The sequence below is a fragment of the Pseudomonadota bacterium genome, assembly GCA_039193195.1.
Classification (GTDB): Bacteria; Pseudomonadota; Gammaproteobacteria; order Steroidobacterales; family JBCBZW01; genus JBCBZW01.
This window is the reverse complement of the sequence record JBCCWS010000052.1, coordinates 1-22,381: the sequence shown is the minus strand read 5'-3', so window position 1 is coordinate 22,381 and position 22,381 is coordinate 1. Positions and strand designations below refer to the sequence as shown.

At 64.3% G+C, this 22,381-nt stretch carries 15 protein-coding genes; 13 read left to right on the top strand and 2 right to left on the bottom strand.

Annotation, left to right across the window (positions count from 1 at the left end; translation table 11 throughout):
* Positions 1-34 precede the first annotated feature (34 nt).
* Positions 35-1,357, top strand: a complete 1,323-nt coding sequence (locus AAGA68_23915) for a nuclear transport factor 2 family protein (GenBank protein ID MEM9388121.1) — start codon at positions 35-37, stop codon at positions 1,355-1,357.
* Between the two features lie 22 nt (positions 1,358-1,379).
* Here AAGA68_23915 and AAGA68_23910 read toward each other — a convergent pair whose 3' ends face one another.
* Positions 1,380-2,681, bottom strand: coding sequence for a VCBS repeat-containing protein (locus tag AAGA68_23910; GenBank protein MEM9388120.1), 1,302 nt, complete (start codon positions 2,679-2,681; stop codon positions 1,380-1,382).
* Positions 2,682-2,996: 315 nt separating this feature from the next.
* Here AAGA68_23910 and AAGA68_23905 point away from each other — a divergent pair, with 315 nt between their 5' ends.
* The 6 genes from AAGA68_23905 to AAGA68_23880 all read left to right on the top strand — a co-directional run bounded on the left by AAGA68_23905 (position 2,997) and on the right by AAGA68_23880 (position 13,531).
* Complete coding sequence (locus AAGA68_23905; protein ID MEM9388119.1) at positions 2,997-3,434, top strand: VOC family protein; 438 nt, start codon at positions 2,997-2,999, stop codon at positions 3,432-3,434.
* A gap of 67 nt (positions 3,435-3,501) precedes the next feature.
* Positions 3,502-5,724, top strand: a complete 2,223-nt coding sequence (locus AAGA68_23900; protein ID MEM9388118.1) for a prolyl oligopeptidase family serine peptidase — start codon at positions 3,502-3,504, stop codon at positions 5,722-5,724.
* Positions 5,706-7,172, top strand: a complete 1,467-nt coding sequence (locus AAGA68_23895; protein MEM9388117.1) for an APC family permease — start codon at positions 5,706-5,708, stop codon at positions 7,170-7,172. Before AAGA68_23900 ends, AAGA68_23895 begins: the two co-directional genes overlap by 19 nt.
* 12 nt (positions 7,173-7,184) lie before the next feature.
* Positions 7,185-8,636, top strand: a complete 1,452-nt coding sequence (locus tag AAGA68_23890; GenBank protein MEM9388116.1) for an aldo/keto reductase — start codon at positions 7,185-7,187, stop codon at positions 8,634-8,636.
* Positions 8,637-8,954: 318 nt separating this feature from the next.
* Positions 8,955-9,380, top strand: a complete 426-nt coding sequence (locus AAGA68_23885) for a hypothetical protein (GenBank protein MEM9388115.1) — start codon at positions 8,955-8,957, stop codon at positions 9,378-9,380.
* Positions 9,381-9,694: 314 nt separating this feature from the next.
* Positions 9,695-13,531, top strand: a complete 3,837-nt coding sequence (locus AAGA68_23880) for a putative Ig domain-containing protein (GenBank protein ID MEM9388114.1) — start codon at positions 9,695-9,697, stop codon at positions 13,529-13,531.
* 416 nt (positions 13,532-13,947) lie between these two features.
* Here the strand turns inward: AAGA68_23880 and AAGA68_23875 are convergent, their stop codons facing one another.
* A complete protein-coding gene (locus AAGA68_23875; GenBank protein MEM9388113.1) occupies positions 13,948-14,289 on the bottom strand; it encodes a hypothetical protein in 342 nt (113 codons plus the stop codon).
* A gap of 132 nt (positions 14,290-14,421) precedes the next feature.
* Between AAGA68_23875 and AAGA68_23870 the strand changes: the two genes are divergently transcribed.
* The 6 genes from AAGA68_23870 (at position 14,422) to AAGA68_23845 (ending at position 22,147) form a co-directional block, all read left to right on the top strand.
* Positions 14,422-16,248: an NAD(P)-binding protein gene (locus tag AAGA68_23870; protein ID MEM9388112.1), complete on the top strand. Its 1,827-nt coding sequence runs from the start codon at positions 14,422-14,424 to the stop codon at positions 16,246-16,248.
* 305 nt (positions 16,249-16,553) lie between these two features.
* A complete protein-coding gene (locus AAGA68_23865) occupies positions 16,554-17,531 on the top strand; it encodes a TauD/TfdA family dioxygenase (protein ID MEM9388111.1) in 978 nt (325 codons plus the stop codon).
* A 52-nt stretch (positions 17,532-17,583) separates the two neighbouring features.
* Positions 17,584-18,852, top strand: coding sequence for a phytanoyl-CoA dioxygenase family protein (locus AAGA68_23860; GenBank protein ID MEM9388110.1), 1,269 nt, complete (start codon positions 17,584-17,586; stop codon positions 18,850-18,852).
* Positions 18,818-19,036: a hypothetical protein gene (locus AAGA68_23855; protein MEM9388109.1), complete on the top strand. Its 219-nt coding sequence runs from the start codon at positions 18,818-18,820 to the stop codon at positions 19,034-19,036. The genes AAGA68_23860 and AAGA68_23855 overlap by 35 nt, the downstream gene beginning before the upstream one ends.
* Positions 19,037-19,230: 194 nt before the next feature.
* Positions 19,231-21,294 carry a diguanylate cyclase gene (locus tag AAGA68_23850; GenBank protein MEM9388108.1) on the top strand — a complete coding sequence of 688 codons (2,064 nt, stop codon included), beginning with the start codon at positions 19,231-19,233 and terminating at the stop codon, positions 21,292-21,294.
* A gap of 157 nt (positions 21,295-21,451) precedes the next feature.
* Complete coding sequence (locus tag AAGA68_23845) at positions 21,452-22,147, top strand: PEP-CTERM sorting domain-containing protein (GenBank protein ID MEM9388107.1); 696 nt, start codon at positions 21,452-21,454, stop codon at positions 22,145-22,147.
* Positions 22,148-22,381: the final 234 nt, after the last annotated feature.

The window sequence follows — 22,381 nt, the reverse complement described above, 5'->3', positions numbered from 1 at the left end:
CCATGCTCAGCGCAAATGCACAAGGAGTAGTGTGATGCGCCCCATACCCTCGATCGCGAAGGCCTGCTGGTTGCTTGCCCTGACCCATATCGGTCTGAGCGCCACGGCGACGCCTGCCTACGCGCCGCTGCCCCGCGCCCTGGATCATGAGCAGCGCTTGCAAGATACGCTCGATGTGGCGCGTAGCGCCTTCGAGGCGGATCCGAGCGAGCTCAATACGATCTGGCTGGGACGGCGCCTCGCGTACCTCAAGCGCTATGCGGATGCGATCGAGATCTTCACCGGTGGTCTGGCACGGTACCCCGAGTCTTACCGTCTGCTGCGCCACCGCGGCCATCGTTACATCAGTACTCGCCAGTTCAGCCTCGCCCTCGCCGATTTCCAGGCCGCCTACGCCTTGATGCCAAAGGGGGTGACCGAGATCGAGCCCGACGGCATCCCCAACCGCCTAGATACGCCTCTCTCCAACACGCAGTTCAACATCCTCTATCACTGGGGCCTGGTGCACTACCTTCTCGGCGATTTCGCCTCCGCCGCCGAGCGCTATCGTGAATGCTTGGACTACTCGGCGAATGACGATCTGCAGGTGGCCACGCGCGACTGGCTGTGGATGTCCTTGCGCCGCCTCGGCAGCGAGGGTGCGCGCGAGGCGGCGGCTGCCGTGCTGGTGCCCGTCAACGCCGAGATGAAGGTCGTCGAGAACGATGCCTATCTGAAGCGTTTGCTGCTTTACAAGGATGAGCTCACGGTGGACGCGCTGCTGCGCTTGGATGCGGAGGACGCCAGCTTGGCGCTTGCGACCCAAGGCTACGGCGTGGCGAACTGGTACTACCTGAACGGTCGCTGGGCGCAGGCGCGCTCCATGCTGGAGCGCGTGCTCGATAGCGGCAACTGGCCTGCCTTTGGCTACATGGCGGCGGAGGCGGATCGGGCCCGCGGGGTGCCGGATCTAGCGGCAGCTGGCGCCGTCCTCGACACCCTGCACACGGCCGCTGCCAACGCGGATTGGGTGCGCTACTTCGACCTCTACCATCCTACGGCACGCTTTCTCGGCACCGATGCCACAGAGGATTGGGACATCCCCACCTTCCAGGCCTACGCGAGTGCGACCGATGGTTGGACCTACACTCTGCGTGACCGGGTCCTCTACCGACCGGCTGAAGACGTGGTCATGTTCCACGAACTGCTCGACAACGCGAAATACGGGACGAGTCGGGGCTCAGGGGCTTTGGTGTGGGAAGGAGGGCGTTTGCTGGTCGCCCAGTATCACCTGACCTTTCCGATTCCGAACGATCTAGCGGAAGCCTTCACCCAGCGCATTCAGGCGCACGAGGCGGCGCCTCCATCGCAGCCCTAGATCTCGTACTCTCGCCGAAGCGCTACTGCGCGAGGAACAGGAAGTCTCGACCGGAACCGGCCGCGCCGAAGTTGCGCGTGGCGCAGAAGTAGACGTCGAGCAGACCGTCGCCATCGAAGTCCGCGGCCTCCAGGTGCACCATGTTGCCGACCACCGTACCGATGAGCGTGTCGGTCTGCTCCGAGAACACGCCCGTCCCATCGTTGGCGAAGGCGCGGACGGTGCCTACGCTGGTGGCGCCGAGGTTTTCGGCCGTGAGAATGTCTAGATCTCCATCGCGATCGAGGTCGATCGTCAGCACACCGTAGGTGTTGGACAGGGTCGCTTGCGGCCAGCGTGCGGCTGTCTCGTCGGTGAAGATGCCGTTGCCGTCGTTGATGAGCAGCGAGTCGGCCAAGGGGCGGTTCGAATCGCCGATCGTGGCGTTGGCGATTAGCGCGTCCAGGTCGCCATCCCCATCGACATCCGCTAGCTGGATATCGAAGGTGGAGTCGATGATCGTCGGCAGGTTGGTATCCGTCACATCGGTGAACACGCCGAGGCCGTTGTTCAGCCAGAGGCGGTTTTGCAGCCCCTGGCCCTCGCTAGCGCTGCCGCGGTAAGCCAAGAAGATATCGTCGAAGCCGTCGCCGTTGACGTCGCCCACGCCCGAGTCTTCGGTGATCTCCGGATCGTTGCCCGGCAGGTTGCCGGCGGGGGCCTCGTTGAAGTTGCCTATGCCGTCGTTGAGCAGCAGGTCGCTCCGGCCGAAGTTGGAGAAGAAAAGGTCAAGATCATTGTCCGTATCAACGTCACGCGCGACGACGAAGGCGGACAGGCCAGCCACGGGGAGCCCTTGGGGCGCTAGCTCGAAGTTCGGGCCGGAGCCAGTGTTCAAGTAGTACTCGTGCATGTCGCCGGGGTCGCTATTGACGTTGGCCACCACGATGTCGAGGTCGCCGTCCATGTCGAAGTCGCCGACTGCCACGTGCTCGGAGATGCCAAGGTTCGGCGGCAGGCTGTCGGGATCGGTGAAGCTGCCAGTGCCGTCGTTGACGAAAAGGCGGTTGCGGGCGCCGTTGAGGGAGAAGGCGGCGAGGAATAGATCGAGATCGCCATCACCTTCCGCATCGAAGGCGCGGGCGTCGAAGCAGTCGTTGTTGCGCGCGTCGGGCAGCTGACCGGTGGCGTCGATGAAGAACGCCGACGGCGCGGGGTCAGTGACCTCCGGTGGCGGGTCGGGCGTGGGCTCGGGCGGAGGAGGTGGGGCAGGCGCCAAGGTGTCGCCGCAGCCGCCGCAGCCGTTGAGGATGAGCAGCGCGAGCAGAAAGATTGGCTTTTTCACCGAGGATCCCCCTAAGAAGCAGTGTTATTCGTTGTATTCACGCAACCTGCATCGGATTGTTCGCCAAGCGAGGGCTCGATAGCAACACGTAGGCGAGTCAAATACCCGTGAACGGGAGGGAGATGTATCGATCGCCGAGGAGCTGTTGTAGGTTAGCCACAACGCAGGGCGCGAATCTCCTAGGTCCGGTCCGCGCCCTGGGGGCGGCTCTCGTAAACTACCGCCACCACTGGCCGGATATCTGTGAGAAGGTCTCGAGACGGTGGCTCTCGTCCCGTCAGAGCTAGTGCCTAAATCGCCCCCAACGGAGCTGCTATGCAATCGCTCATGCCCTACCTTCAGGTCGCCCACACGGGCGAGGCCATCGCCTGGTACGTGAACGTATTCGGCGCAACGGAGATCCGTTCGCGCCTGGTCGCGCCGGACGGCACGTGCATGAACGCCGAGCTCGACATCCACGGTGCGCGCGTGATGCTAGCCGATGAGATGCCGGGCGTGGGCTCAGGAAGTCCAGCACGCTTGGGAGCGACCAGCGTCGTCCTCAACCTCCACGTCGCCGACGCGGACGCGGTGTTCGCAAGGGCGATCGCCAACGGGGCGGAGGAGGTTTTTCCATTGGCGGATCAGTTCTACGGCGATCGGGCGGGCCGCGTTCGCGACCCATTCGGCCACCACTGGATCATCGCGACCCGCCTGCGAGAGGTGTCCGACGAGGAGATGGTGGCTGCCTTCAACGCCCTGTTCGGCAACTAGTGCGTGCAGCGCCCTCGGCTTGATCGATCTTGTACCCTGAGCCCGAACACCAGCGCCAGGGAGCAGGATGCACCTATCTAGAAGTACTTCACGCTCTTGTACCCGCGTGCGCTGGCCGCTTGAGATTGTCATCGCCTTGGCAGCGGCGTGGTCGCTCCCACGCGCCGACGCCGCGGCGCCGGGCCAGCTAACGCTCGATCAGCTCTTCACCCTCCCTAAGCTGGCAGGTACCGCTCCCGCTCAGCTCACCTGGTCTCCCGATGGTGCGCACCTAGCGTTCCTCTGGAGCGACGCCGGCGCCGCCGTGCGCGAACTGTGGTTGGTGTCGGCCACCGGTGAGGGGCTGCGCCGCGTGAATGCCCCGACGGATGCAGCACCGGGTGTCTCGCAGGTCCTGTGGTCTAAGGGCGGTCAGCACCTGATTACCCTGCGGGGGGACGGCCTTTGGCAGACGAGGTTGCCTGGGGAGGAGCACGAGTTGCTCGCTACGCTGGCGGGCGATGCCTCAGCGCTCGCCCTGTCCCCGGACGGTACGCGACTCACCTGGCTTCAGGACGGCGATCTTTGGCAGTACGACTTTCGAGCGCAAGTCAGCGACGTATTGACCACCCTGGGGCTGCCGTCCCTGTCCTCACTGCCCGCCGGCCGCTACCGTCGGCCGGAGCGCGAGATCGGTCCTGGCATCTGGTCGGGGCCTACCTACGCCTGGTCGCCGGACGGTCGCCACATCGCGTTGCACGTGGTCGATCGACGCGGCATGCGCCAGGTGCCCTTTCCGAACTATCTGGCGGCGGAGACCGACCCGAACTTCGTGCGCCGCGGATACCCCGGCGACCCGAATGAGTCGCGAACTCTCGCATTGCTCGATGTGATGACCGGCGAGATGCACTGGCCGTCCCTGCCGGCGTCCACAGCGAATCAGATCATTGACTTCAGCTGGTCCCCGCAGGGCGTGCTATTGATCGATGTGGCGTCGGATACAGCCGTCGATCGTTGGCTCTACACGCTGATCCCGGGGGAAGATACCCCGCAGGCGCGTTGGCACGGCCACCGGCCAAGTCGCATCTACACCGCCTTCGCGTCCGCGTGGGACCCAAGCGGCGAGCGGCTCATTTTCCTGAGCGATACGGAAGATCGCTACGGCCTCTATGCCCTCGACCCAGGGCAGGCCCCGCCGCCTTTCACCCGTCTCACGAACCCTGCTTACGACGTGCTGAGTGCGCCTACCGTCGTGCCAGCGCGGGGCCTAGTCTACTTCACCGGCAACGGGGCAGGCCCTTACGATCAGCACGTGTACCGCCTCTCGTTGGCGAGCGGTGAGACCGAGCAAGTGACCCGCGTGCCCGGTCGCCACGTCCCTTTCCCATCGCCCGATGGACAGTGGCTCGCCACTCTGCACAGCGCGGATGATCAACCCACGGAGCTGTTCATCTCGCGCAGCGACGGCAGCGAACGCCAACGGGTGACCCGCTCACCCCCGCGCGAGTTCCTCGACATCGCCTGGGGCACTCCCCGCTACGTGAGCTTTGCGAGTCGCATCGATGATCAGGTCCTGCACGCTCGTCTGCTCTTGCCACCGAACTTCGACGCCTCGCGCCGCTACCCCGTGCTCTTCGGCCCGGTCTACTCGAACACGGTGCGCAACCGCTGGAGCGGTACCTACGGCCTAGTGCAGCACCTGCTCGCCCAGCGAGGCTACGTGGTGGTGCAGGTGGACGTACGCGGCAGCACGGGCTACGGCCGCGATTTCCGTGAGGCCTTCCTCACCGATTTCGCCGGCAATGACATCGAAGATCTAGCCAGCGCTGCGGACTATCTCAAGTCCCTACCTTACGTAGATGATAGGCGATTGGGTATCTGGGGTAGCAGCTACGGAGGCACGCTCGCCGTGTACTCACTGCTCACCAAACCGGGCCTGTTCTGCGCAGGCGTTGCGGCAGCGGCGGCCGTCGATCCCTACTTCTTCGGCACCGACGATGTGGCGATCGTGCGCCAACCGGCTACCCATCCAGAGATCTTCGCGCGTCAGGCGAGACATCACGCGGCTAAGCTCGAGGATCACCTGCTGCTCATCCACGGTATGCAGGACCAGGTCGTGCCCTTCAAGACTATCGCCGTGCTGGCAGACGAGCTGATCAGGGCAGGCAAGGATTTCGCCTTCGCCTTCGCCCCCGGCGCCACCCACGGATGGAGCCGTGAAGGGCCCTACGCCCGCTATCTGTTCGGCAAGTTGGTGGCCCATTTTGATCGCTACCTCAAGGACGAGGCCGCGTGCTCGAACGGCGCCTAGGCCTGCTCGGTTTGACGGCTACGGGCATCTGCGCGATGCTCGGCGCCTCGATCAATGTGGTGCCCTTCATGGTGCATCGTAGCGTGCCGGGCATCGGACCTTACGTCCTTCCTGCCTTCATGCTGGCGGCCGCGCCCGCCCTTGTCGCAGCCCTGGCATACGGCGCCCTCGCCTCGGCCATGCCGCGCGCAGGTGGCAGCTACCTTTACGCCAGCCGCGGCCTCAATCCGTATCTCGGCTTCATCGCCAGCTTCTCCCAGTGGTTTGGCCTTTCGATCGTGATTGGCGTAATCGCCTACGTCATCGTGCCGTTCCTGCGTGATATCGCCGTGGCCAGTGGCGCTGGCGCGCTTGCCGCAGCGCTCGAGGTCGGGCCGGTCCGGGTGGGGTTGGCGTTGGTGTTGATCTGGGGATTCGTGACGATCAACGTGCTCGGCCTGCGCGCTTACTCGCGCACGCTGATTGGCATGATGGGCCTGATGTTTGTCCTCGGGGCGATCGTGATCGTGGCCGGAGTGAGCTTCGACCACGGGGATTTTGCTGCCGCAGTGCTGGCGCAGGAAGCGCGCACCGTAGGTGGCGCACCGTCTGCCGATTGGCGATGGCCCGTGTTTCTGTCCGCCGCGGCGCTGATGTTCTCGAGCTTCATCGGCTTCGATGCCATCGCCCAGGCGGGAGGGGAAGCTCGTGCGCCAGCGCGCACCCTGCCCCTCGCCATCCTGCTGACGATCACCGTCGTGGGGGCCTTCTACTTTGCATTCACCGCGGCCGTGTACCACGCAGTGCCCTGGTGGTTCGTGGCTGAGGAGGCTGCGACCAAGGACATCTCCGCGCCAGGGTTGCTCGCCTACCTGCTGCCCGCAGGCCTCGGCGTGGCGATTCTCACCGGTGCCGCGGTGGCCTTGATCAACGACTTGCCCGCCATGTTGCTGTCCGTTTCCAGGTTGGTGTTCGCTTGGGCAGAGGATGGGATCTTCCCGCGCGCCGTCGCCCGCGTGCACGATCGCCTGCATACCCCGCATCGGGCCCTCGTCGTCAGCGGGTTGATGGCGAGCATCGGTGCGCTCGGCAGCCATTTTGCGGGGGACTTCTTTCTCGGCATCGACATCATGGTCACTGCGATGTTGGTGAACTTCCTGCTCATGTGTGTGACGCTGCTCACCCTGCCGCACGTCAATCCCTCCCTGGCAGCCGAAGTGGTGGCGTTGCCGAATCGCACCGTGCAACGGATCGTCGGCGTCGCCGGCGTCGCGCTCCTAGGCGCATTTCTCGTCATTCACATCGCCAAGGACCTCACCGCTGACGCGGAAGCGTGGTACTTCCGCTCCACCTGGGTGTGGCTGTTGGTGATGGGGTTAGGTACCGCTAGCTACGCCTTGGCGCGGCAGCGCTGCGTGCGCCGGGGTGAACCTTGGCAGGCCCGGTTTACCGAGTTGCCGCAGGGGTAGAAAGGAACTGCAATGACAGGACTCGTCGAGACGATTCAGCTGGCGCCCGGATTGAGGATTGCCCGGGTGCTGAACGGCCTGTGGCAGATTGCTGACAGCGAGCGGGCGGTCGCGCTTGATGCGGTCGCAACGGCACAGGCGATGGCGCCGTACGTGGAGGCTGGCTTCACAACCTTCGACATGGCGGATCACTACGGCTCCGCTGAGGTGATCGCCGGCACCTTCCGCCGCCAGCATGCCCGTGGCGGCGAGGCGCAGCTGCTCACCAAATGGGTTCCCGCCCCCGGGCCGGTGTCGCGGAATGCCGTGCGCGAGGCGGTAGATCGCGCATTGCAGCGTATGCAAGGCGAGCGCGTGGATCTGCTGCAGTTTCACGCCTGGCACTACCCAGATCCGTCGTGGCTCGACGCGCTCTTCTTCCTGGACGAGCTGCGCGCAGAGGGTCTGATCCGCCACCTTGGGGTGACCAACTTCGATACGGCCCATCTGCGCATCGCCCTGAGCAGTGGCATCCCCATCGTGAGCAACCAGCTCAGCTACTCCTTGCTAGATCGTCGGGCTGGCGGTTCCATGACCGCCTTGTGTGAGGAGTTCGGGGTCAAGCTGTTGGCCTACGGCACGCTCGCCGGAGGCCTGCTCAGCGAAGCGTGGGTTGACGCTCCGGAGCCACAATCGCTAAGCACTTGGTCGCAGATGAAGTACAAACGCTTCATCGATGCGGTGGGCGGCTGGGCGCCATTTCAGCGCGTGCTGAGCGCCGTGGCGCAGGTCGCCCGCCGACATGGTGTGAGCATGCCCGTGGTGGCGAGTCGCTACATGCTTGACCAACCCGCTGTGGGCGGTGTGATCATGGGCGCGCGCTTGAATGGTAAGAGCCACGTGGAGGAGAACTTAGCCATTTTCCGCTGCAGTCTCGATGCCCAAGACCACGCCGTGATGGACAGCGTGCTGGCGACCCTAGACCCCGTGCCTGGGGACTGTGGCGATGAGTACCGTAAGGCTCCTTATCTTACCGCTGCGGGTGACCTGAGCGATCATTTCAACACCATCCCGCCGTCGATTGCTCCCAGGCGCGGCGAGGATGGTCGCGTGAGGGTCTTCAGCGGTACCCCGTGGGAGCCCCTGGCCGGCTACTGCCGTGCCGTGCGGGAGGGCGCTCAGATTAGCGTCTCGGGCACCACAGCGACGCACGGCGAGCGCCTCATTGGCGGCGGTGATCCGGCGGCTCAGACGCACTTTGTCATCGACAAGATCGAGGCAGCGATCAGCGCCCTAGGGGGACGCCTGGAGGACGTCGTGCGCACGCGGGTGTTCGTCAACGATATCGCCGACTGGGAGCCCGTAGCGCGTGCCCACGGCCTGCGCTTCGGAAGTATCTGCCCAGCCAACACCTTGGTGGAGGCACGCTTGGTGGGGATCGGTTACAAGGTCGAGATAGAGGCGGATGCGTGGGTGAGGCGCTAGGGAGAACCCTGGGGCTCGGCCGCTTGCCGCTGCCGCCCCCGTCGCAGTTTGGCTCGCGCCGCACGACGCCCTCAGAGGGTTCGAGTGTGAACGGTGTCATAGCTACGCCCTCCGGTCGCTGAAGTTCCCGCGTCAATTGACGATAAGCACGAGAAGGGGGCGAGCGGCGACAGCGTCGGCTCATCCGAACACGCCCTCCCACCACTTACGCGGGAGCGGCGACGCACACCGCGTGCGCGGGAGGAAGATCGCGAGGCCTGGGCAGTCATGGCAACGGTTAATCGGACGTCCGACAAACGTCAACTGAGTGGCCAACGGGTGATCGCTAAATGCGAGGTCATCGCCGACACGGCGAACCCTTACGCTTGGCATCCCGTCAAGTGCGGCTACATCGTCCTAAACGTTCGCGGTGGCTGCCTCTACCTTGGCGAGTGCTTGGATGAGAAGGACTTGGCAAACCTGTTCCCTGACGATGGTCGCGGCACGTTCATCAGGCTGACGCTATCCTCGGCCAGTGGGCCGGATGTGGAGCTGGAGTACGTGAAAGTCGCCTTCCAGCGAATCCGCAAGTACGCGGATCGCGAGGGCATCGTTTTCACGTTTCTCGATGTTTCGGAACGACAGCTGGATGTGCTGCTAAGCGCGATCGCCACCTTGCCGGCGATCGGTCACCGGGAGGAGGCCAGCGTGCCGTTCGACAAGGTGATCAGCTTGAATAAGACGGACCGCCTGACACTGTTGTGACAGTCCGAGCGGCGTTGTCCTCCGACGCCGCGACCGAGAGGGGCGGATGCGTGCCTGACGCTGTGCCCCTATCGCACGGCAGGTGCGTCACACGCGGGTCGGCCTAAGAATTCCATAGGCTTGAGTTGTCGTTGAACGAAGACGCGAATTGCACTACGCTGTCTTCGTAAAGCGACATCGGGGTCCTACCTTAGCTTGCTCCGCGTCGCTCACTCAGGGAGAGGATCGCCAGCACGCTCAAGGGGGGCGACATGCGCAGGGAAGCGCCACGGGGAAGGTACGTCCAACTCCTGGCTATCGCATTGGTAAGTGTCATGGTCCAGCCGCTGCCCGCAGCGGACGTGGATGGGGTCAAGTTTCTCGGCGATGAAACCGATCGCAACGTCGGCATCTTCGTCGGCGGTGACGGCGACTTCAACGCCGACGGCGTAGACGACCTGGTCATCGCCGCGTGGAAGACGGAGGCTCGCTCGGACGGTCGTGTCTACGTCGTCTACGGCGGTCAGCCCATCGACCCCGATTTCCGCTTGGGGGACCTGCTGGGCGGGGACGGCACTCTCGGCATCGCGCTCCACCCCGATGATGAACGCACCCGCGACCGCTTCGGCCGTTCGGCTGACTTCATCGGTGACGTCAACGGCGACGGGGTAGACGATCTCATCGTCGGCTCCATCTACTCAGGTCGCACGGAGATCAACGACCTCCCCTACGACGCGGGCGAGGCCTACGTGATCTACGGTCGCCCTGGCGGCCTACCCAATAACTTCAGCGTCGGCGCCCTGCTCGCGCAGAACGGCGGCGATGGCAGCCAGGGTTTCGTCATCCGCGGATTCCGGCGACAGGATGAGCTGGGTCGGTCGGTAAGCCGGGCGGGCGATCTCAATGGGGATGGCCTGGCGGATCTCGTCGTGGGTGCCCTGGTCGACACCTACATTTACGACGACCCGACGCCTGGCGACGGTCCGGGTGAGGCCTACGTGATCTTCGGCCGACCTGATGGCGGTTTCCCTGCCGAGATCGAAGTCGAGGCCTTGGTGAACGAGGGCGACGGCAGCGAGGGCTTCGTCGTGCGCGGGGTGAAGAACCTCGATCGCATGGGGGTGGTGGCCGAAGCGGGCGACGTAGACGGCGACGGCATCGACGACCTGGTGCTTGGCGCGCTTTCCGGCGGGCGAGGGGTGTCCGGCGAGGTGTACGTGATTTACGGCCGCAGCGATCCGTTCCCCAGCATCTTGGAGCTGGCATCGCTTCTGCCTAGCAACGGCGGCAATGGTAGCCAAGGCTTCGTGGTGGTCGGGGCAACGCCCGGCGATCGCCTCGGCCTGGTCCATGGGGCTGGGGACATCAACGGCGATGGCTTCGATGACGTGCTGATGGGCGCTTACCGAGCGGAACCCTTCGGCCTGATCGAGTCGGGTGCGGTGTATGCTATCTTCGGCACGCCGCGCACGGTGCGTGGCCCCGCCTTCGATCTGCGTTCCCTGTTCCCAGCCAATGGCGGTGACGGCAGTCGCGGGTTCATCGTGCCGGGTAGCGACGCGGGTGACCGCTTGGCCTCCGTGAGCACGGCGGGCAACGTCAACGGAGATGCCTTCGATGACATCATCGTTGGGTCCTTTCGTGGTGAGGAAGGGGGAGGCGGCAACAACACCTCCGATGTCGGTGAAGCCTACCTGATCCTAGGGCGGGCCATCTTCCCGCCCGTGTTCGTGCTCGACACGCTGCGACCGGAGTTCGCTGCCGACGGCAGCTCCGGGGCTGTGATTACCGGCGAGGATGCCGGTGGGCGCCAGGGCCGTGCCCTCAGCACCGCGGGTGACATCGACGGCGACGGCTACGATGACGTCGTGACCGGCGCCTGGCAGGCCGACGGTGAGGGCAACGGTCGCGACTCTGACGATGCCGGTGAGGCCTACCTTACCTACGGTCGGCCGGGCCTTCAGCCCTCCACGCTCAAGGTGGCGGTGTACGACAACCCGTTTCCAAATCCAGTGGTTGGCGCTTGCGCTGGCTCGGCCGTGGAGTTGTTCGACGACACCAACTTTGCCGATTCCCTAGGCACATTGCCGGTGGCCGTCTACGAATCCCTGCCTGAGGACCAAAACAATCGCATCAGCGCGATCGCCGTGCCTGCGGGCCTGCGGGTGCTGCTGTTCCGCGGCAACGACGTCTCCTTGGGAGCAGATCTCATCGTCACCGAGGACACGGTACTCGCCGGCGGCGACGACAACGCCATCAGCGCGCTGGTGGTGGAGTGCATCGACCCCCTGGGCGCACCCGAGCTCCTCAATCCCGGCGATCAACGAAACGGGGTGGGCGATCGCGTCAGTGTAGCCATCGCTGTTGCCAACACGGAGCAGGGGCCGTTCACGTTCACCGCAACAGGCCTGCCGCCGATTACGGGTATCAACCCTGTGACCGGGGTGATCGGCGGGCGCGTCTCCACGCCTGGGGTGTATCCAGTCACCGTGATGGCCAGTAATCGTTACGGAGGTATGGGCGAGGTGTCCTTCACTTGGGCAGTGGCCGACCTTGCCGACAACGTGCCACCGACGCTCATGGATCCGGGGCCGCAGACGGACTTCGTGGATGCGGAGGTCGCATTGCAATTGCAGGGCGAGGATGTCGATGGCGATGCCCTGACCTACGCGGCAGCACCCCTACCCGATGGACTGACTCTCGATCCCGCGACCGGGCTGATCTCCGGCAGGCCCACGCCCGAGCAAACACTGACGGTCAGCGCCACCGCGACGGACCCAGGCGGTGCCAGCGCTGCAGTCACCTTTTCCTGGGACGTGGCACTCGAACCCAACGTCCCACCGATGCTGGAACAGCCCCCCGACCAGCGCACGGTGGTGGACGAGCCGACCTCGCTGCAGCTCATCGCAAGTGACGGCAACGGCGACGAGCTGACCTTCGCTGCTGCCGGGCTGCCCGACGGCCTCACCATCGATCCGGCCACGGGACTGATCAGCGGCACGCCCATCACCGTTGGTGAGTTCACCGTGACCGCGTCGGTGGTCGATACGCGAGATGGCAGGGATGAGGTGACCTTCCCCTGGCGTGTGCTGGACGATGAGGTGCTGATCGAGACGAGCTTCGACCAGGACAGTGACGGCTTTACCTACATCGACGATGCCTTCCGCGGCACCGACGAGCCGATCTACGCGGACGGTAGCTACGGCAACGACAAGGGGTTCGAGGGCGGTGGCCTCGAGGTCTTGACAGGTGGCGTCGACGACGACGACATCACCGGTATGTCCGGCGCTTGGACCCGTGCCTTCACCCTGGTGGAGCCAGCCCTGGTCTCCCTCACGCTGCGCTACGAGCTCGACCACGCGGCCTCGCATGAGTCCGATGAGGTGGTGCAGGCCTTGGCATCGATCGACGGGGTGCTTCTCGGCACCGGGGGCAGCGATGCGATAGCGGAGCTCGTGGGCGTCAACGGCAGCCCCGACGACGGCGTCGTCAGCACGGGTTGGCAGGTCTTTAGCGCCACGGTGTCGCTGCCTGCTGGCGAGCACGTGCTAACGCTTGGTAGTTTCCACAGCAAGAAGACCGTGGACGACGAGGTCTCCCGCGTTCGCTACGATGACGTGAGCCTGACCATCGTGCCGGTGATCGTCGATGCGCGTTTCGACGACGACAGTGACGGGTTTGCCTACGCCGACGATGCCTTCCGTAACACCAGCGCCCCCGCCTATGCGAATGGTGCTTACGAGAGTGGCGGCGGCTTTGAGGGTGGCGGCCTGTCGGTGACCACCGGCGGTATCGACGATGACGACATCAGCGGCATGTCCGGTGCATGGTCGCGAAGCTTCAGTCTTTCCGAGGCATCGACCGTGACCCTGTCCCTGCGCTACGAGCTGGTGCTGAGCGGGCAGCACGAGAGCGACGAGTTCGCCCAGGTGCTCGCCTCCATCGATGGCGCTTTGATCGGGCGCGATGGCGGCGAGGTGATCGATGAGTTGGCGGGACCGGACGATGACGACAGTCCCAATCTCAGTACGGGCTGGCAGACCTTCAGCGCCACAGTGTCCCTCGCGGCGGGCGAGCACACCCTTGCCGTCGGCGGTTTCCACAACGAGAAGACCTTCGCCGACGAGGACGCAATAGTCCGCATCGATGAGGTGTTGATCGCCCTCGAGTAAGGCACAGATGGCCACGCCGCCTCGTCAGTGGCCCTCTCACCTCAGCATCCGCGCGAGAACAACCACGTGCCAGGGGCGCCGTTAGTTGCCCAGACGGGGGTTTCATCCGCTGAAGCGGGTTTCGGGAGGGCCGCCTTCGCAGCGGTATACGGTGAGCATCTCGAGGCGTCGCCAGGTGCTCGCTCAGCGGGCTAGGCGCGCAACGCGGGCGATGGCTTTCGATGCCGTGAGGGCTAGCACCGCCATGGCGGCAAAGCGAAGGACTAGTTCGCTGCCGTGAGCGCCAGCTGGTTGCGCCGCCTCGCCGCCGACTGGTGCCTAGGGAAGGTAAGCTCTCGCCCGTGCGCTGCTCCTCGCTTGTGGGCTGCGAAGTGTGCGCAGCGATAGTAGCTCCAAGTCTGCCCGGTAGCGCCGTCTCAGCCGCCGTAGTCACGGGCCCTTCCGGCTCGCCGCAATGCAGCGACCGTCTTGCCATCGCAGTCCTCCAAGTTGGGAGCCTGCACTGAGCCGTCTAGGCCGACGGTAACCAAGACGGGGTTGGAGGTCAGAGACTTGTACAAGGTGGCGCCATCTTCGATGCGGGCGCTCACGTAGAAGACAAGCTGGTCCCAGGGCAGCACCTGCGTTGGATCGTCAACGGAACACACGATGACGTCCGGTGGATCGCCGAACACTCCGCCCAGCGCAGACGTGCCGACGCCGGCCAGTAGTGCGATGGCCGCAGTCGCGATAGCGGACGTCGATGTACGGTAGCGCATGGGAACCTCCTGAACCGTGTGAGCCTCAAGGATAGTTCACTTCCTAAAGCAACAGGGTTCCCCTTTCGAGGGGCGAACGCCTGGTGTGCCTTCTCGTGCGACAATCGTTCGCGCCGGCGAGCCGGGGGAGCCATGAGCAAGCAGATCACACGCAGAGACTTCTTAAACGGTACGCAAGTCGCCTTGGGGGCGAGCCTGCTCACGCCGTGGAGCGAGGTGTTCGGTGCGGCAGCGTCGACGGCTGCGTATCCGCCCGCGCGAACAGGTCTGCGCGGCACCCACGACGGTGCCTGGGAGACGATGCACGCACGCGTTGCGGGCAAGCGTTGGCCCGCTGAGGCGCCGAGTGAGCATTACGATCTCGTGATCGTCGGTGCCGGTATCAGCGGGCTGTCGGCCGCCTACTTCTACCGCCAAGCGCAGCCCCAGGCACGCATCCTGCTGCTGGATAACCACGATGATTTCGGCGGCCACGCCAAGCGCAACGAGTTTCGCATTCAGGGCCGCACGCGCATTGGCTACGGCGGTACGGAGGCCATCGATACGCCCTCGTCCTACACGGCGATCGCGCGCCAGCTGCTCGAGGACATAGGCATTGATCTGCAGCGCTTCTACAAGTACTTCCATCAGGATCTGTACGCGTCGATGGGGCTGGGCCACTCGATCATGTTCGATGCGGCCACCTATGGCGAGCGTAAGCTAGTCACGGGCTACGGTTCGCGATCATGGGAGGCCTTCGCTGGCGATACGCCGATGAGCGCGCAGGCGCGCGCCGACCTGGTACGCATCTTTACGGAGAAGCGGGACTACCTACCTGGGCTCTCCTACCAGCAGAAGTACGCCCTGCTCGCGAAAACCAGCTACCTCGATTTCCTGCGCGATTACGCCAAGGTGGATGCGCAGGTTCTCGGCATCTACCGACAGTGGTTCCGCAGCTTCTACGGATTGGGATCGAAGGACGTGCCAGCGCTCCTAGTCAGCGAGTACGGCGACGGCGGTGGACTGCCAGGCCTCGCGCACACGATGCCACGCGTGGGGCACCGCGGAGACGAGCCGTACATCTTCCACTTCCCCGATGGCAACGCTTCGGTGGCGAGGTTGTTGGTGCGTGCGCTGCTGCCTGAGGTCGTGCCCGGGGTTACGATGGAAGACGTCGTGACCGCCGTGGTGGACTACGAGGCTTTGGACCGTGCCGATGCGGATCTGCGTCTGCGCCTGGAGAGCACGGTGATTAACGCTCGGCACACGGCCGATGAGAAGTGCGTGGACGTCACTTACGTCCGCCACGGTAAGTCGCGCACCGTTCGCGCCGGCAAGTGCATCATGGCCTGCTACAACGCCGCTATTCCCTATCTCTGCCCGGAGCTGCCGAAGGCTCAGAAGGAAGGGCTGGCTTACAACGTCAAGGTGCCTCTTACCTACACGAAGGTACTTATCAGCAACTGGAAATCCTTCGTTGAGCAGGGCATCTCCTACGTCTACTTCACCAACGATTTCTATAAGCAGATCGAGCTAGACTATCCCGTCAGCATGGGTGACTACGCCTTCGATAAGCGGCCCGATCAACCGATGATCGTCCACCTCTGCAATGTGCCCTATTTCGATGACATCGACGGGCCCGAGCAGTGGCGCGCCGGGCGCCGGCAGCTGCTGGCCACGTCCTTCGATACCTTCGAGTACCACGTGCGCGATCAAATGGACGCGGCGCTCAGGGCAGGTGGTTTCGACGCCGAGCGCGATATCGAGGCGATCACAGTCAATCGCTGGCCTCACGGCTACGCCTACAACCCGATCTACCTGTGGGAGCCCGAGTGGTCGGACCCGGCTTCCACACCGTGGGCGATCGGGCGCAGGCCATTTGGGCGCATCGCCATCGCCAACTCAGATGCGGGGGCGAGTTCCGATACGAACACGGCGATCACCGAGGCCCATCGGGCGGTGGGCGAGTTGCTGGTCTGAGCTGTCCTTCGATCACCTTGCAGAAGCGCTCGGCAGTCGCAGCCTGATTCAGGTAGCGATCGGCGCACATTGCGGTTAGCCGCAGAAGGAGTCGTCCCCTCGCGGTCACCGGAAACGCCTCCTTTGCTTGCGGCTGCGACGAGTTGCGGACGTGGCATCGGGTGCAATGGCATGGGCACAAGCCCGATGGGCGACTTGCGCTTGAGGCTTCTACGTATAGCGAGGCGAGGAAGCGGTTCCTACCATCAGCGCTACAACGCAAACGATAAGCCGTCGCCTGGCCGACGGCGACCCAAGGCACCGCTATGTCAACGCTCATCGCCGAAGGAAGCGACGCCCCGGGGAAGCGCCCCGTCGGGATCGTCACCAAAGCCCCCCTCTCCGCCGTAAGTGGCTTCCTACTGCGCCCCCAAGGTGCTCCCCCTGCGGTAGAACAGTTGGATGTCGAGGCCATTATCGAAGAGATCAAGCGACGCGGGGCCGTGATGCTGCAGGGCTTCTCCCTCGACGTGCCGGCCTTCGAGCGCCTGTCCGATCGATTCCGCTGCGAGTTTGCAGATAACCTCGGCAGCGGTTCCCTACGCGAGACCGTCAACGGGGCGACCGACGGGACCATCCAGAACGTGGCCTACCGCTACGGTGAGGGGCGCCAGCGCACCTTCCCACTGCCGCTGCACGCGGATCGGGCCTACGTGAAATCCTCGCCTCACGCAATGTTCTTCTTTTGCCAACGCCCAGCCGCTAGCGGCGGTCAGACGACGATCGCGGACGGTCTGAGCGTATACAAGGGCTTAAGCGACCGAACCCGTGCATTGTTTGACACCACGCGCGTGAAGTACATCCGTCACTACGGCGCTCACGAGTGGCCCTTGCTCTACCGTACCCAGGATCTCGACCAGGTACGCGAGTACTGCGCGCGAAACGACATGACCCTGCGGGCGACTGCCGATGGCTCGATCCGCACTGAGTTCGTCACGAGCGCGGTGCCGCTCACTCGCTGGCAACGTCAGCCTGCGTTCTGCAACAGCGTGCAGATCGGCTACTGGCAGGAGCACGCGCTGAGGCGAAAGATCAACTACGTGCGCTTCGAAGACGATCGTGAGATCCCCGCATCTGTGATGGCGGAGGTGGATGAGGTGAGCGCCGCCCTCACGGTCGAGGTGCCCTGGGAGAGCGGCGATCTGGTGATCGTGGACAACACGCGTATGTTGCATGGCCGTCGCCGCTTCGATGACGAGCAGCGCGCCGTAATGGTGCGCATGGCATCTCGGGTGCACTGGTGACTACGTCCAGCCATTCGGCTCAATCAAGTGCCTAAGTCAAGGAGCTCCCACCGTGTCGTCTCCGAACGCCGCTGAGTCCCGGCCCGCCTTCCGTTCCCCGACCGCCGCGGATATCCCCGGCTTGCTGCCGAGTGCCACCGAAGCACCACCGTCGGCGCCGACTGTTCAACCCGACTACACGGCGGCGCGTTCGATGTTGGACTTCATCGACCGAATGAGCGAGCGCCTGCGCCCGGGTGCTCAACGCTTCATTCGACACTTGGTACCGCAGATCCGAGAGACGTATCGGGCCATGCACCTCGCTCTGGATCGCACCAGCGCCGATCTCGATGAGGTGCGGTGCGCCCTCGACATGTTGTCAGCGCGAGCCGCCCCAGCGAGAGTGGCGGGCGATGGTGCGGTGGTCCTGCGCAGCGAACCTGCGGCGCCGGGTGAAGCGCTGGATGATGATCTGGTGGAAGCTGCATACGCCGGTATCCTCACCCTTGCAGAGCGCCTGGGGAGCATGGGCTCTGAACGGCTTGCCGAAGCCATCGAGACCATCGAGCTCGGATTCCTCGCCCTCGAGGCTGCCTACCGAGAGCAGACCCAGCAGCTAGCACAAGCACGAGAGCGTCTCGCGCAGGGCTGGGCGAAACGCACCGCAGCGCTGCCCACACCAGACGATCCACCCCCACCACCGACGCCTGGGGAGCTGGATCAGTTCGGTCTCACGGCGCAGCAGGTCAGGTTCTTTGAGGACAATGGCTGCGTTGGCCCGATCACCCTGTGTTCACCAGCGGAGGCGGCTCGTATCCGTCGCTGGATCGATCGCACTGGGTTCTTGCATACGGCCTCACCCATCTACGCTTCGGGATCACCTCGTGGCGGCGCGGAGGCGCGCGATTGGCACCTGGTTTACCCGGAGGTGCACGCGCTCTGCACCCATCCGTCGATGGTCGCGGTGATGCGAGCGTTGCTGGGCCCGGACCTCTTGCTGTGGCGTTCCCAGTTCATGCGCAAGGAGGCAGGAGCGAGCGCCCTTGCGTGGCACCAAGACGGCTCCTTCCCCGGTGGCAAGATGATCCCCGCCCTAGATCCCGCGAAGACCGTGTCTGCCTGGCTCGCTATCGATTCGGCGCAGGTGGACAACGGCTGTGTCTGGGTGGTGCCCGGCTCGCACAAGGGAGAGCTCGAGTACGAGCGACGCGAGGCGAGGCCAAGGACTGTTCCATCGAGGGTTCGAGGTGCAGTACGCCATCGCCCAGGAACAGGCCGTGCCGATGGTGCTGGAGCCGGGTCAGTTCATGGTCTTCGACTGTCAGACGCTGCACGGCTCTAGTCACAATCCTTCGCCGTGGCGACGCCTCGGGCTGGCCGCGCGCTACACGAGCACGGAGGTGCGGGTGTACGAGGGGCAGGATGTGGATGGGCAGGGCTACGCGCTTGACCGCTTTGGGTGCGTGCTCGTGAGCGGCGAGGACCGCTACCGGCACAACGTGATGGCGCACGCTCCGAAGGCATAGGCCGAGCCCAGCACGGTTCGCTTCGAAGGGGCGCTGACTCGAAAATCATGGGCCAACTTCTAGCGCGCTTATGGTAAAAGTCCGGCATGGACCCGGTTTCGAACGAATCGCGCACCCTCGCTTTGACCCCCAAGTGCTCGCCACCAGGGCGCACTGCTGGCCGCTCAGTAGCGCTTTGCGTATCGCTCGGGTCCATGTTCTTGTTCCTGTGGGCCCCTCCGGCGCCGGCTCAGCCGGGCGTCACCGAACTCGTAGACCAGGCTCAGGCTGCGATTAGCGTGGGCGACACGGAGCGCGCGCTGGCGCTATCGAACCAGGCCGTAGCCCTAGCCGTACAAGCCGGTGACCCAACGCTACAGGGCAATGCCCTACGAAGGCGCGCCGAGGTGCTCAGGCGATTCAATCGCTACGATGAAGCCGAGGCGGCTTTCACCCAGGCACTCAGTCACCTTGCACCTCTGGAGGCCTCCGTAGCGCTTGGCTACACGCAGCATGGGATAGCGCAAGTACATCGCTACCGCGGCGAGTACGCGATCGCGCTCTCCCGACTGCGCGAGGCGCAAGAGACCTTTGGGCAGCTGGAGTACGATCCCGGGCTCATCGACGTATTCAACTCTTTGGGTGTGGTCTACGATCACTTGGGCGAGCTCGATCGCTCCCTCGAGTGGCACAGCCGTTCGTTGACGCTATCGCGAAAGACCGGAAACGAGACCGGCATTGCCGATGGGCTTTACGCCATCGGTCACGTGCACCGTCAGCTGAAGGAGTTCACGCAGGCCCTGGCGTACTTCCAAGACGCGCTCAGGTTGGATGTGGCGACGGGCGATGCGCAGAACATCGCGCGCAGTCACATGCAGGTGGGAACGACCTACGGCGCCCTCGGCAACTACGAGACGGCTCGGGCCCACGTGGAAGATGCACGGGATATGTTCGCTCGTATCGGCAGCCCGCGAGACGTGGATTGGGCCCTGGGCGCCTTGGCCCACTTCGATGTCAAGCAGGGGAACTTCGATGCCGCCATGCCTGTCTTGGAGCGCGTGCTGGAGCAGGCGACGGCCCGCGGCTGGTCGGTTCTCAGCGTGCGTGCGCTCCTCGACATGGCAAGACTCGAGAGCGCGGGTCAGCGCCATGGGGAAGCGGTCCGCTACGCCCAGGAAGCGTTGGCCACAGCGAAGGCCCACGACACGAAGCGCCAGGTGCTGATGGTTTACGAGGAGCTCTCGCGCCTCTACGAGGCGGCGGGCCAACCGGCGGCAGCGCTCGCCGCACTGCGTAGCTACATGCGGACTAAAGAGGCGTTGTTCGACCGCAGGCGCACGTCGGTCATCGCGGTGATGCAGAGCGAGGCGGAGTTCGAGCGCCAGTCGATCGCCCTGGAGCTCTCGGAGAAGGAGCAGGCGCTGACCGATCTTGCCCTGCAGCGCGAGACAACCCTGCGCAGCGTGGGGCTTGCAGCCCTGCTTGGGTGCTTCCTACTGTGTTTCCTTGTCTATGGACGCATCGTTGCGAAAGGGCAGAACCGCCGACTAGCGCTAGAGGTGGAAGAGAAGACCCGCAAGGTGCGCGAGAGTCACGACGAACTGGAACGCGCGTACGCAGCAGTCAATCATGCGAGCCTTACGGATCCGTTGACAGGCCTGTCCAATCGCCGATTCCTGGAGCACCATCTGGCGACCGACACGGCGCTTGCTGCGAGCGGCCGGGACAATCCATCAGCGCGGCCCAATGAGAACGACCTTATCTTCTTTCTCATCGATCTCGATCACTTCAAGGCGATCAACGATCGGGAGGGGCACGACGCAGGCGATGCGGTGCTGGTCGAGGTCAGCCGTCTGCTGGAGCGGGAGTTCAGAACCAGCGACTACGTGGTGCGTTGGGGGGGAGAGGAGTTTTTGGTGGTCGTTCGCTTCGTTGGGCGTTGGGAAGCGCCGGTGATTGCGGAGCGCGTGCGCGCCGCGATCGCCCGCTGCGAGATTCCCGCCGCTGGGGGACGAACCTTGCACTGCACCTGCTCCATCGGCTTCGCCGCTTACCCTCTGCTACCGAGTCAGCCCACGGCCGTGAGCTGGCAGGAGGTGGTGACACTCGCCGATAGCGCGCTCTACCAGGTGAAGCGGACCCACCGCGACGGCTGGGCTGGCTACACCCTGGCCACGCCCCGACTCGCCCTTACGAAGCCGATCGCACAATGGGTGGAGCCGGCGTTGCGAAGCGGGGCGCTGCAGACCATCAGCTCCACCGGTGGCGGTGTCGAATAAGTTGACACGGGGGATCCGAAAGCCGCTGTCTGCTGCGGTGCGGACCAGCTGCGTCGCGTATAAGTCGCTGATAACGTAGAATTCATGAATTGGGGCACGCATTTTGCAAAAGTGAGTTGTGCTCCCCGATCACAACAAAGACACAAGGACGTCTCCTATGCGCATGATGCTCTGCGCCGCCGCCCTCAGCGCGGCTGGCTTGCTCGCAGCCGGAAGTGCCTCCGCAACGATCTTCAACTACGACAACGACGGCGGTACGTTTGGTAACGGCGGTTCTTTCAGCAATATCAGCTCCAGCTACAACGACGCTTCCGAGCGCCTGACGTGGGTGGTGGATGATGCAACGCGCGGCGGCGCCAGCATGGACGGCGCGTGGCTCGTCCTCAGCGACGGCCCGAACCCCAAGCGGGCCGACGTCAACGAGCTGGCTATCTTCTACATGGACTTCGTGAACGATCGCATGGCCGTCTACGCCTACAATGGTCTGAACGACTCAGACAGCTGGCGCAACCCAGCGGTGTTCCTCGGCGACTACTCGGGCGGCATCATCAACACTGGGACCAGCAAGGGCTTCTCCATCAATGCCGGCCCGATCAACAGCTTCCCAGTGCCCAACGACGGTGACGGCTGGGAGGGCGCTCGCTTCGGTGCGAACATCGGCATTTGGTTCCACCCAGTGTTCGGCCTTAACGCCGGCTACAACGGCGATGGTAGCCTCAACGAGTGGAGCTTCAGCGCCCAGACCTGGCTGGATATCAACGGTGGTCACACCACTGTTGATGAGCCCTCTATGCTCGTGCTGATGGGCGCCGGCTTCCTAATGTTAGGCTTCGCGCGCCGCCGCCGCTCTTAAGCAGTTACAACGATCGTAGGGCCGCCTCACTCGGCGGCCGAGGGCTGCGCATCGGGTGGTGCGCAAGCCCTTTGCCGTTGTGGCCTCGCCCTTCTAGTGGAGTGTAACAGCTAGATTCGGAGTACAATTCCAGCTATGAGTACTCCTATCCATTTGACCGACGAAGAGCGGGCCGAACTGAGACGTCAGGCGAGTCAACAGAGCGGCCCTGCAGCGCTGGCGAGAAGAGCGCGG